This window comes from Enhygromyxa salina, assembly GCF_002994615.1.
Classification (GTDB): Bacteria; Myxococcota_A; Polyangia; order Nannocystales; family Nannocystaceae; genus Plesiocystis; species Plesiocystis salina_A.
Window position 1 is genome coordinate 1 of record NZ_PVNK01000164.1, and the last position, 11,515, is coordinate 11,515.

General features: G+C 68.6%; 8 protein-coding genes. 2 read left to right on the forward strand and 6 right to left on the reverse strand.

Going from position 1 to position 11,515, the window contains the following annotated elements; translation table 11 throughout:
• Nucleotides 1-534: 534 nt before the first annotated feature.
• The 5 genes from tssD to tssB all read right to left on the reverse strand — a co-directional run bounded on the left by tssD (nt 535) and on the right by tssB (nt 8,203).
• A complete protein-coding gene (gene tssD / locus ENSA5_RS17730; protein WP_106392861.1) occupies nt 535-1,023 on the reverse strand; it encodes a type VI secretion system tube protein TssD in 489 nt (162 codons plus the stop codon).
• A gap of 102 nt (nt 1,024-1,125) precedes the next feature.
• Nucleotides 1,126-2,799, reverse strand: coding sequence for a type VI secretion system contractile sheath domain-containing protein (locus ENSA5_RS17735; RefSeq protein ID WP_106392862.1), 1,674 nt, complete (start codon nt 2,797-2,799; stop codon nt 1,126-1,128).
• Nucleotides 2,800-3,016: 217 nt separating this feature from the next.
• On the reverse strand, nt 3,017-6,106 hold the full coding sequence (gene tssA, locus ENSA5_RS17740) for a type VI secretion system protein TssA (RefSeq protein WP_181197864.1): 3,090 nt from the start codon (nt 6,104-6,106) through the stop codon (nt 3,017-3,019).
• Between the two features lie 89 nt (nt 6,107-6,195).
• Complete coding sequence (tssC, locus tag ENSA5_RS17745) at nt 6,196-7,671, reverse strand: type VI secretion system contractile sheath large subunit (RefSeq protein WP_106392864.1); 1,476 nt, start codon at nt 7,669-7,671, stop codon at nt 6,196-6,198.
• A gap of 46 nt (nt 7,672-7,717) precedes the next feature.
• The gene (tssB, locus tag ENSA5_RS17750) at nt 7,718-8,203 is read right to left on the reverse strand and encodes a type VI secretion system contractile sheath small subunit (RefSeq protein WP_106392865.1); all 486 of its coding nucleotides are present in this window, start codon (nt 8,201-8,203) and stop codon (nt 7,718-7,720) included.
• Nucleotides 8,204-8,500: 297 nt separating this feature from the next.
• Here tssB and ENSA5_RS17755 point away from each other — a divergent pair, with 297 nt between their 5' ends.
• On the forward strand, nt 8,501-10,078 hold the full coding sequence (locus ENSA5_RS17755) for a vWA domain-containing protein (RefSeq protein WP_106392866.1): 1,578 nt from the start codon (nt 8,501-8,503) through the stop codon (nt 10,076-10,078).
• A gap of 217 nt (nt 10,079-10,295) precedes the next feature.
• The gene (locus ENSA5_RS17760; RefSeq protein ID WP_181197865.1) at nt 10,296-11,006 is read left to right on the forward strand and encodes an SDR family NAD(P)-dependent oxidoreductase; all 711 of its coding nucleotides are present in this window, start codon (nt 10,296-10,298) and stop codon (nt 11,004-11,006) included.
• Here the strand turns inward: ENSA5_RS17760 and ENSA5_RS37790 are convergent.
• Nucleotides 10,975-11,454: a hypothetical protein gene (locus ENSA5_RS37790; protein WP_181197866.1), complete on the reverse strand. Its 480-nt coding sequence runs from the start codon at nt 11,452-11,454 to the stop codon at nt 10,975-10,977. The two genes, ENSA5_RS17760 and ENSA5_RS37790, sit on opposite strands and share 32 nt — an antisense overlap.
• Nucleotides 11,455-11,515: the final 61 nt, after the last annotated feature.

Consider the following 11,515-nt stretch of genomic DNA (forward strand, 5'->3'; position numbering starts at 1 on the left):
CTAGGGGGCCACGCACCCAGGCCGCGAAGCTCATACCAGCCCACCGAGAGAGGGAGCGCAGCGACCGAACGACCTGCCGCGCAGCGGCAGTGCGTGGCAGAGTCGCCAACGGCCAGGGGGGTCTAAAAAAGCCCCCTTCTAGGGGGCCACGCACCCAGGCCGCGAAGCTCATACCAGCCCACCGAGCGACGGAGCGCAGCGACGGAGCGACCGGCCGCTTGCGGCCGTGCGTGGCAAAGTCGCCAACGGCCAGGGGGGTCTAAAAAAGCCCCCTTCTAGGGGGCCACGCACCCAGGCCGCGAAGCTCATACCAGCCCACCGAGAGAGGGAGCGCAGCGACCGAACGACCTGCCGCGCAGCGGCAGTGCGTGGCAAAGTCGCTGACTCCCCGTGGGGGTCTATAACAACGGAGCGCAGCGACCGAACGACCTGCCGCGCAGCGGCAGTGCGTGGCAAAGTGCAGGACGCCTCGTGGGGGTCTAAAAAAAAGACCACCCGAAGGTGGTCTTTCTCAGTCTCGTCCGTGGGACGAGCTCAGGACTCGCCGTCCCAGCGATCCGAGTGCATGACGCCGCCGTCCTCGAAGGTCCACGTGATCGTGTGGAACACGAAGGTGACCTCCTCGGTGGGTGGATCCGAGCCCGCGGCCGGGTCGATGACGTTCGGCGACACGCGCTTGATGCCGCCGAGGCGGCCCTTCTCGATCTCGACCGTGAAGAAGTGCTCGGTCTCGCCGGTGTCTTCGTTCGGACGGAAGAACTTGAAGACGCCGTCGACCTTCTCGTTGTTGCACAGCGCCTTCGCCAACAGCGGCGAGGACTTGTCGATGCGCTTGAGGATGCGGATCGGCTCGTAGGTTCGACGCCCGGTCGCCAGGCCGGAGCCCTTCTCGCGCGCGGTTCGAACGGCGTCCTCGAAGTAGAGGCACTCGATCGAGTCGGCGCGGCCGAGGCTCGTTTGGGTGCTCTGGCCTTGGATATCGTTGCCGTTCGATTTCAGGTAGAGGTGTACTGTCTCAGCCATTTTTCGGTTCCTATCTCGCTCTGCTTACCGTTTCGGTCGTCGTCTCCCGATGCGCGGTGACGTTAGGTCTGTAGTGTGGATGCTGTCAAGCCGAAGCGACGCTCAATCGGCGAGCGCCACTCCAAGGGGGAGGTCGAAACCGACCTCGAAGGGGATCCCGGCCAGGCGCGGGTGAACGTTCGCGACCAACCGGATCGCCGGCGCCCCGTTTTCGTCGACGACGCCAGCGTGGAGTTCTGCCCCGGTGCTCAGACCTGGAAACAAGAACACCGTAGCGGCGTCTTGGAACAGCTTCACGACCTCTTCGCGGGTCTGGCCGGCCGGGACTTGATCGCACACCCACTGGGCAAAGCGCACCAACCGCCCGGTCAGGATCTGGGCGGGCAGCGGCACGGCGTCTTTCGAGCCTCGGACCGTCGGCACCTCCGAGAGCGCGACCATGTCCGTATTCCGCCCACTGCCAAGGCCGATAATACCAACCGAGGCCAGCTCGCCCTGAGCACGAATCGACAAAAAACCGGCCGTCGGGACGGCTGAGCCGGTCTCGCGCCCCTTTTGAACCTCGCGCAATCCGGGCGCCTTGAGTGACCCCTCTTTGCCCATGATCCGAGCGAAGCCACCCGTGTGACGGTAGCTGGCCGCGATCATGGCCGCGAGCGCAAACACGGAGCTGCCGAGCACGGTCCGTCGCGCCGAGCCAGCGCCCTCGGCCGCGACGACCACGTCGTTGGTCGTGACGCTCAGCCAGCGTGAGACCTCGTCGGCGCGCAGCTCCGCCCAGCCCTCGGGCATCGCCGCCGCCGGGTCGGGCTTGGCGTCACGCAAGGTCTGGACCACGTCCTCGGCATCGTCGACACCGAACAACCGCGGCCCGACGCCGACCACGATCGGGGCGTGCATGTCTTCGGCGACCGAGGCCAGCGCGGCCATCCGCTCGGGGTCTTCGATGCGGTCGAAGCAAAAGAACGCGTCGGGACGGTTCATCGGCTCGTCGTCGAGGCAGTCGCGCAGCGCGGCTTCGATCCCGCTCGGCGCGACGTCGACGATCTCGACGAGCATCCCCGACCGGGCAGGGGCCTGTTTGACGACCAGCCTCAGCCCCCGCCACAGCGCCTCGGGCTCCGTGACCGCGGGGTCGTTGAGGATCGCTCCGACCGCGCCGTAGACCGCGGTCTCGACCAGCTCGCGCGCGCGCCGATTCGGGGGCTTGGGCTTGGCCGCGTCGGCGCTCGGCTTGCGCCCGCGGACCGCCGCGATGAACGAGTCGACGGCGCGCTTGGTGTTGGCCTGCTTGGTCTCGTGCTGCTCGAGCAGCTCGTCGACGAGCGCGTCGCCACCGGACTCGGGCTCGGGCTCGGGCGCGGGTGCGGGCGCGTCGTCCTGACCAGCGAAGACCTTGCGCAGCTCGGCCGCGAGCGGCCCGTCGCCGACGAGCTCGACGACCTTGGCGACGGCGGCGTCATCCGAGGGTCGGCGCGACGCGGCCCCGCCGAGATCGTCCGCGAGCTTGCGCAGCGGCCCGAGCACCGGGACCGAAGCCAGGATGTGCTTCATGCTGTATTGCTTGAGCTGGGCGAACCCGAGCTCGACCTCGTGGGCCCCCGCGGCACCGAGCGCGGGCCCGATGTCGACCTTGGCCTGGGTGTTCGCCTCGCGGAACGCGTCCGCGAAGCTCTCGCTGTCGAGGACGAAGCGACGCCCGCTCGGTTCGTTGGACAGCGAGCCGAGCAGCAGCCAGTGGACATGAGAGGAGTCGCGAGCGTCGGAGTTGGACATGGGCCGTATGGGCGGAGCCGAACACGTGCGCGACCGAGATCGGCCGGCTCGCCACGCATCGATCAATCGCCGCTCGCAGGGTAGCCAAAAACGGCCGAAGTCTCCAGGCCCGATGCGCGCTCGAGCCCACCCCACGCGTGACCCTCACGCGTGCCCCGAGGGCCCGAGCCGATCTCCTCGCCCCTCGGCCCGGCCGCTGGGGTTGTGACCCTCGCGCTCAGCCCTTCAGGGTCGCGGCGGCGGCCGGGTCGATCCGGCACAGACGCTCGTAGGCCGAGTCTGTGGTCAGCGGGGGCTTGGCCTTGGCCGCGTCGGCCTGGGCGCGGACGAGGCCCTGGAGGCAGCGCCCGGCGAGCTCGGGCTCCCACTGGTCGATGCCGAGCTCCTCGGCCTCACGCGCGAGCGCGGCGTAGAGGCCGAGGGCCACGCGCGGGGCTCCGGCCGCGGCCATCTCGGCCAGCGCCATCCGGGCCAAGAAACGATTGCGCGCGTTGCCAGCCGTGTCGATCGCCGCTTGCATCTCGCTCGCGGCCTCGCCGAACTTGCCCCCGCTCGCGGCCTTCTTGGCCGTGGCGATGACCTCTTGAACGGCCTCGGGCAGCCCGCCGGGGCCTCCCCCGCCGCCCGCTCCGCCGCTGTCAGCGAGGACCTCGTCGTTGATCCAAGCCCTGGCCTCGGGCCCGCACACGGGCGTGCCGTCGCGAAAGCTCAACGCGAGCAGGGTCGGCATCCGCAGCAGCAGCGAACGGACGCCGTCGACGACGGCCTCCTGCGCGGCCGCGTGGCCGAGGCCGGCCAGCGCCTGGGCCGAGCGGTGGTGCAGATCGAGGCTGAAGCGGAAGCGCTTGAGCAAGCCCTCGATCTCGTTCACGATCGACGCCCACTTGGCGTTGGCGCGCATCAAGTCGAGGCGCTTGAGCACGTCGGCGGGCGGCGGCGGGAGCTTGAGCTTGCCGTCAGGGCCGGCGGGCGGCGGGTTCGTGATGTGGAGGTAGAGCGCGATCCGGATCAGCCGGTAGGGCAGCGGATCGGCGACGTTGGCGTCACGCAGCTTGGCCGCCGCCGACACGAAGTCATTGCCGACGTTGCGGAGGTAGCCGAGGACCTCCTCGGGGCTCTTGGGCGCGGCCTGGGTCGCGGGCGCAGAGACCGGCGCGGTCGAGGTCGGCGCGGGCTGGGCCGCGGGCGTCGGCGCGGCGGCCTGGGGCTCGGGCTTCGGCTCGGGCTTCGGCTCGGGCTTCGGCTCGGGCTTCGGCGCGGGCGCGGGCACCGACATCTTCAGCCGCGTGATCGCGTCACGCAGCCCGCGGGTCCCGGGCGAGTGCTTCTCGAACTTCTGCCCGATGACCGAGAGCATGTGCTTGTTGGCCTGCTCGAGCAGCTCGATGTCGGCGGCCTCGTTGGCCTCGGGCTTGTAGTCGGCGAGCTCGCGCTCGAGCTGGTCGAACAGCCAGATCATCGCGTTGGCCCGGCGCCGCTCCTTTTTCTTGGGCGGCTGCATGCCGTCCCAGTAGCGCTCACACAGCTCCGAGAGCAGCGCCATGCCCTGGACCAGGCCCTTGAAGCCGCCTTCGACGTGGAGCGCCCGGGCGAGGTAGGCCGCGATCAGCAGGTCCTTGCTCTTCTCGGTCAGGACCGTCGTCGCCTCGCGCTGGACCGCGCGCCAGTCGACCTCGCCGCCGGTCACCGACTCGAGCTTGGCGATCTCGTTGCGCGTGGCCTCGTGCGCGGGCTCGTAGCGCGCGTCTTCGCCGACGGGGTTGTCCGCGGAGATCGGCTCGATCCACTTCGCCGCCAGCGCGGCCGGATCGAAGCTGGGCTTGTCGGGCTCGGCGGCGGGCGGCGGCGGTGCAGCGGCCGCGCTCGCCGGGGCCGCGCTCGCCGAGGCGGCCGCAGGCGCGGGCTTCGGCTCGGGCTTCGGCTCGGGCTTCGGCTCGTCCTTGGGCGGCTCCGGGACCGACATCTTCGCCCGCGTGAGCCCGTCGCGGATCCCACGGGTGCCCGGGGCGTGCTTCTCGAACTTCTGACCAAAGACGCCGAACAGGTGCTTGGCGACCTCGTCGAGGTCGTAGATCACCCGGGCGTCCTTGGCCGTCGGCTGCAGCTCCCCGAGCGCGCGCTCGACCGGCTCGAACAGCCACGTGACCGCGTTGGCCCGGCGCCGCTCCTTCTTCTTGGGCGGATACATCCCGTCCCAGAAGCGCTCGGACAGCTCGGCGAGCAAAGCGAAGCCGGTCACGAGGCCGTCGAGGCCGTCGAGCTCGTAGAGCGCCCGGGAGAGATAGGCAGCGAGGGTCAGATCCTTGGTCTTGTCGCGCAGCAGCTGGTCGGCGGTCCGCCGGACCACGGTCCAGTCGGGCGGCCCCGAGGTCACCGACTCGAGCTTCTCGACCTCGGTCCGGACCGCCGAGTGGTCGGGGTCGTAGCGCGTGTCCTCTCCCGACGCGCTCTCGCCGGGGATCGGCTCGAGCCACTTCGCGACCCGGGCGGCCCACTTGCTCTTTGGCTCCTCGGGCTCGGGCTCGGGCTCGGGCGGCGGCGGCTCGGCCTTCGGCGCGGGCGCAGGTTCAGGCGGCGCCGCGGCGACCGGTGGAGGCTCCGCGGGTGCCTCGGCGACCGGCGGCGGCTCGGCGGCGGGCGGCGGCTCGGCGGCGGCGGGCGGTGCCTCGGCGACGGGCGGCGGCTCGGCGGCGGCCGCTCCCCCACCGAGGGCCGCGTCGACGGCGGCCTGGTCCTGCTCGGTCGCGGGCGGCAAGCTGATCACCAGGCGCTTGACCCCGTCCGTCAGCGCCCGCATGCCCGGCGCGTGGTCCTCGAACTTCTCGCGCACGACGGCCGCAAACACGGGCACGGACTTCTCGAGCAGCGCGATCGCGACGCGGTCCTTGGCGGTCACCTTCAGCTCCGCCGCGGCGTTCTCGAACCGACCCATGAACCACCCGTAGGCGTTGCCGCGCCCGCGGATGCGCTTGCGCGGGGGAAAGCCGTTGTCCCAGTACTGCTCGACGAGCCCGGTCATCAGCTGGACGCCGCACGCGAGCCCGTCGAGGCCCTCGTTCTCGAACCACGCCCAGGCGACGTAGGCGGCCATCAAGAAGTCCTTGCTCGTCGACTTCAGCAGCTCCTCGCCGACCTTGGCGACGACCGACCAATCGGGCATGCCGGTCGTGGGTGACTCGATCTTTGCGACCTCGCGGCGCAGCTCTTCGTGGCGCGGATCGTAGTTGGCGTTCTCGCCTCCGGGGTTGTCGCCGGGGATCGGCGCGAGGAGGGCGGCGGCGCGTTGGTCGACGGTCTGCTTGTCCATGGCTCTTCTTGGGGCTTGCCAGTGAAAAGGGCCCCCCACGCTAACCTGCGTAGGGAGCCCCGGTGGCCGCATTCACGAAGTGGTGGAGCTCACTCCTTGTCGAGCTTGCCGACCAGCGACAGCTCGAAGGACGCGCCCATGTACTTGAAGTGCGGGCGGATCTTCATCGAGCACTTGTACCAACCGGGTTGGCCCTCGACATCCTCGACCGTGATCGAGGCCTTGCGCAGCGGCCGACGCGAGCGGACGCCCGGCGCGGGGTTGTCCATGTCGGCGACGTACTGGCTGATCCAGACGTTGAGCTCGCGCTCGAGGTCGCCGCGCTCCTTCCACGAGCCGATCTGCTCGCGCTGCAGCACCTTCATGTAGTGCGACAGGCGGGTCACGATGAACATGTAGGGCAGCTGGGTGCCGAGCCGATAGTTGGTCGAGGCGGCGATGCCCTCGGGGGTGTTGGGGAACACCTTGGGCTTCTGGACCGAGTTGGCCGAGAAGAACGCGGCGTTGTTGCTGCCCTTGCGCATCGTCAGGCCGATCAGGCCCTCCTCGGCCATCTCGAACTCGCGGCGCTCGGTCAGCTGGCACTCGATCGGCAGCTTGGTCTGAATCTCGCCCATCGCCTTGTACTGGTGCAGCGGCAGATCCTCGACCGCGCCGCCCGAGGTCGGGCCGATGATGTTCGGGCACCAGCGGTACTTGGCGAAGCTGTCGGCGACCCGAGTCGCGAGCGCGATCGAGCTGTGGCCCCAGAGGTAGTTCTCGTGCTGGTCGATCACGTCCTCCTTGAAGTTGAAGGACTTGACCGGCACGTCGTCGGGCCCGTAGGGCATGCGGAGCATCATCCGCGGGGCGCACAGGCCGACGTAGCGGGCGTCTTCGCTCTCGCGGAAGGCGTGCCAGCGGGCGTACTGCGGACCCTCGAACAGGCTCTGGAGATCCTTGAGCCGGGGCAGCTCCTCGTAGCTGTCGCAGCCGAACAGCTTGGGCGCGGCGTTGCCGATGAAGGGCGCGTGGGCCATGGTCGCGACCGCGGCGCACTGCTGGAGGAGCTCGATGTCCTGGGGCCCGCCAGCGAAGTCGTAGAGCGAGCACATCAGCCCGTAGGGCCGACCGCCGAAGGTCCCGTACTCGGCCGAGTAGACCGTGCGATAGAGGCCCGACTTGGTCACCTCGGGGGCGTCTTCGAAGTCCTCGAGCAGCTCGTCTTTTTGGACCGAGAGCACGTTGATGCGCACGTTCTCGCGGAAGTTGACGTTGTCGACGACGTACTTGAGGCTGCGCCAGGCCGACTCGATCGCCTGGAACTGGGCGTTGTGAAGGATCTCGTTGAGCTGCTTGCTCATCCGGTCGTCGAGCTCGGCGATCATCGCGTCGACGGCGGCCTTGTCGATCTTCTTGGACTCGCGGCCCCTCAGCATCTCGCTGATGAAGGCCTGCACGCCCTGCTTGGTGACGTCGTAGGCCTCGTCGCCGGGGGCGAGCTTGGTCTCGGACAAGATGGTGTCGAGGAGGGAGCCCTCGGCTGCCGCCGCGCCCCCCGCTTCGTTCTCGGTTTCGGTGCTCATTGGAAACGTTCCGTTTGTCGGTGGAAATCAGTGAGGGGGACTGGGCTCAATCGTTGTTGACGCCGAGCTCGGCCATCAGCTTGTCGCGGGCGTCGGAGTCCTCGAGCAGGTTCTGGATTTTCTTGCGGAACGCGGGGACGTTGCCCAGCGGACCTTTGAGGGCGTTGAGAGCGTTGCGGAGATCGAGCAAGGTCTTGAGCTCCGGGACTTGATCGACAACGCCCTCGGGCGTGAAGTCCTTGATGTTCTTGAACTTGAGCGAGACGCCCATCTCGGCGCCCTCTTCTCCGGACAAGGTGTCGGGCACGTTGATGTCGACGCCAACCTTGTACTCGGCGAGCACGTCGTTGAAGTTGTCCTTGTCGACGTTGATCGGCTTGCGCTCCTCAACGGGGGTTTCATCTGCCTGGCCGGTGAAGTCACCGAGCATCAGGATGCGGAGCGGGAGCTCGACGTCCTCCTGTGCATCGCCGGCCGGCTTGTAGACGATGTTGACGCGTTCTTTGGGGGCAACGGATGCTTCTTTGGCCATCTCGGCGCGGAGCGTATCACCTTTGCTCCTCTTTTCGCGAGGATGATCGACCTTGATCCGGGGGTCGGGTCGGTCACAGCCAAAGCTCCGTGGCCGGTTGCGAACGCGAGCCTGTGAGTGTTTTGGCCGAGGGGCAGCGCGGCTAGTGCGCGATCTCTCAGACCCGCGGCCAGACTCCGGGAGTGGGCGAGGGGTCTGATTTGGCGATCCTCCTTTAAAGATCGGAGTCGAAGGCCCTCGGTGAACCGATCTCGGTGTGGCGAGACTACCCACGCAGACTCACTCGAGAGCCTCGCCATGCAAGACCGCCGCACCCCCGCCCCCGCATCGCTCCAGGCCCGCCTCGCCGTCGCCGCCCTGAGCACCCTGTCCCTGCTGACCCTCCCGAGCCTCGGCTGCAGCGAGAGCGGCTACAACGATTTCGAGGGCGAGGGGGGCGACGGCTCCTCGCTCGGCTCCGGCGTCGGCCAAGGTGGCGCCCAGGACTTCGGCCTGTTCCGCGAGATCTTGCTCGAAGGCGGCATCCCCGGGCCCAACACGATCGACGACGTCGGCTTCTTCGCCGAGCACCAGGTCCCGATGCCGACGCCCGACTGCGGCGAGGACGTGTGCATCCACGGACTCCTCGGGGTCATGGGCAACATGATCTCCGGCTCAAACTGCACGGTCGTGCTCGTCGGGATGAACACCCCGATCGACGCCGACGCGCTCGAGCGCCCGCCGCTCAACCTGACGATCGCCGTGGATCTGTCGGGCTCGATGGAAGGTGAGCCGCTCGACCGCGTGCGCGAGGGCCTGCTGCGCATGCGCAACAGCCTCGAGCCCGGCGACCACGTCAGCCTGGTCGGGTTCGGCGACGACGCCGAGCTCATCGTCGAGCACGTCGCGGGTGACTCCGTCGAGCTCGCAACCGCGATCGCCGGGCTCGAGTCGAGGGGCTCGACCAACATCTACGCCGGGCTCCGGACCGCGTTCGAGGTCGTCCAGGCCCACGCCCAAGACGGCTATCAAAACCGCGTGGTCCTGGTCTCCGACGGCCTCGCGACCATCGGCCTGACCAGCTCCGAGAAGATCGAGGGCCTGGCCACGGCCTGGGCCGACCTCGGCTACGGCCTGACCACGATCGGGCTCGGCAACGACTTCGACGTCGACCTGATGCGGAGCCTCGCCGAGCTCGGCAGCGGCTCGTTCTACTACGTCGAGGACTACGCCGCGGTCGAGGAGGTGTTCGAGGAGGAGGTCCAGGCCTTTGTCGTGCCCCTGGCCCAGGATGTCACGATCGACGCGACCGTGTTCGCCGGCTACGACCTGCGCAACATCTACGGGACCAAGCAGGCCGAGGTCTGGGGCAACCACGGCCACATCGACATCCCGATCCTGCAGATCGCCCACCGCGTCAGCGACGACGACAACGAGAAGGGTCGCCGCGGTGGCGGCGGCGCGATGATCCTCGAGCTCACCCCAACCGGCGACAGCCCCGGCGAGGTCGGACGCATCGAGCTCGAGTATCAGGTCCCCGGCAGCGAGGAGCTCGTCGAGCAGGTCGTCGAGATCAGCTCCCCGCTCGGCCCGTGGGAGACCCCCGACAACGGGTGGTTCACCAACGAGAGCGTCGAGAAGGGCTTCGTGATGCTCAACATCTACGTCGCGTTCGAGATGGCCGCGACCCGGGCCTCGAAGGGCGACGACGCCGGGGCCCTGTCGATCCTTCGCCCGCTCGCGCTCAGCCTCGAGGCCTGGCTCGAGCAGAGCGACGACGCCGACATCGAGGATGACCTGTTCTATGTCTACCGCTTCATCGAGAACATCGAGGCCCGCGGCAGCACGACCAACTCGCCCAACCCCGTGCCCCCCGAACCATGGCCGGCTGACTGAGGCCCCTGCCGCCGTCGATGCAGCGTGCTTTGCGGGGTCGAGGAGCCGCTGCAAAATGCGCGACACACGCTCGGCCGGGCTCCGCGCAGGCCCAGAATATCTTCGGGTCCGGCTCCCTGAGATCTGCCCGAAACCCGCAGGTTCAGCGCTCTGTTGGCAAGTTTTTCGATCACAGCACCGAGCGCACAAGAGCCCGCGTACAGCTATCCTGGATCTCATGACCGAGCCCACCGTCATCGTCACCGGCGCGAGCACGGGAATCGGCCTGGCGATCGCCGAACGCTTTGCGTCCCGCGGCCATCATGTCATCAGCCTCGCCCGACGCCGCTGCCCCGTCGACATCGTCGACAGCCTGCTGATCGATCTCGCCGGCGCCGACGTCGTCCCCAAGCTGCTGCCAGAGCTGTTGCCCAAGCTACCGACCGGACAGGGCGTGATCCATGTCGTCCACAACGCCGCCGCTTTGCCCCACGACGACGCGCTCGAGGTCGAGAGCGCCGTCCTCGAGCGGACCTTGCGTCTCAACGTCGTGACCCCGGCGCTGCTCAACGCCGCGCTCATCCCGTGCATGGGCCACGGCTCTTCGATCATCTTCGTCGGCTCGACCCTGTCGGAGAAGGGCGCGCCCCGGCGGCTCAGCTACGTGACCGGCAAGCACGCGATGCTCGGGCTGATGCGCGCGACCGTTCAGGATCTGTGGGGTCGCGGGATCAACACGATGTGCGTGGCGCCGGGCTTCGTCGACACCGGGATGCTGCGACCGGTGCTCGAGGCCGATCCGATGTTCGAGCGCGAGGTCCTCGACATGGTCTCCTACGGCCGCCTGCTCGAGCCCGAGGAGGTCGCGGAGATCGTCGAGTTCGCGACGCGGACGCCCGCGCTCAACGGCGCGGTCGTCAACGCGAACCTGGGCCAGCGGCAGAACTGAGCGTCACCGCTGCGCCCGCGACCATCGTGACGGAGCAGGGATCGACTGCTAGGCTCGCCTCGTGACGAGGCTCCTCGACAGCATCGAGCGGCACCTGCAGCGTGTCCAGGCTGTCGAGAACGGGAGCGTCGTCGAGCCCGATGTCCGCCCCGACTTCGCACATCACGAAGCCACGCTCCTGGCCGCCTTCGAGCGCGCAAAAACGGGCAACGAAGTCGTCGAGGACCGTCTGGCGAGGCAGTTTGCCCGCCAGTGGCCTGGGCGTCGCCTCGAGCACTTCGTGGATGAGCTGCACTGGGAATTGCTCGCCGGATTCGGCGCCCGGCTCGACGCCCGAGCGCGGTCCCAACTGATCGACTCGGCTCTGCGTTTTGCCTCGATGCTCCAGGACGACGCCGAGGACGGACTCAATGGCGCGGCCTGGACCCGCGTGACGCAGGTCGCCCAAGGGGTCGCGCGCAAAGTCAGCGCTTGGCCGAGCGACCACCCATGGCAGATCGTCTCGCGCT

Bases quoted from the DNA above. Each gene is read 5' to 3' on its own strand.
- ENSA5_RS17755 (WP_106392866.1), top strand. From the start codon at position 8,501: ATGCAAGACCGCCGCACCCCCGCCCCCGCATCGCTCCAGGCCCGCCTC.
- tssC (WP_106392864.1), bottom strand. From the start codon at position 7,671: ATGAGCACCGAAACCGAGAACGAAGCGGGGGGCGCGGCGGCAGCCGAG.
- tssB (WP_106392865.1), bottom strand. From the start codon at position 8,203: ATGGCCAAAGAAGCATCCGTTGCCCCCAAAGAACGCGTCAACATCGTC.
- tssA (WP_181197864.1), bottom strand. From the start codon at position 6,106: ATGGACAAGCAGACCGTCGACCAACGCGCCGCCGCCCTCCTCGCGCCG.
- ENSA5_RS17760 (WP_181197865.1), top strand. From the start codon at position 10,296: ATGACCGAGCCCACCGTCATCGTCACCGGCGCGAGCACGGGAATCGGC.
- ENSA5_RS17735 (WP_106392862.1), bottom strand. From the start codon at position 2,799: ATGTCCAACTCCGACGCTCGCGACTCCTCTCATGTCCACTGGCTGCTG.
- tssD (WP_106392861.1), bottom strand. From the start codon at position 1,023: ATGGCTGAGACAGTACACCTCTACCTGAAATCGAACGGCAACGATATC.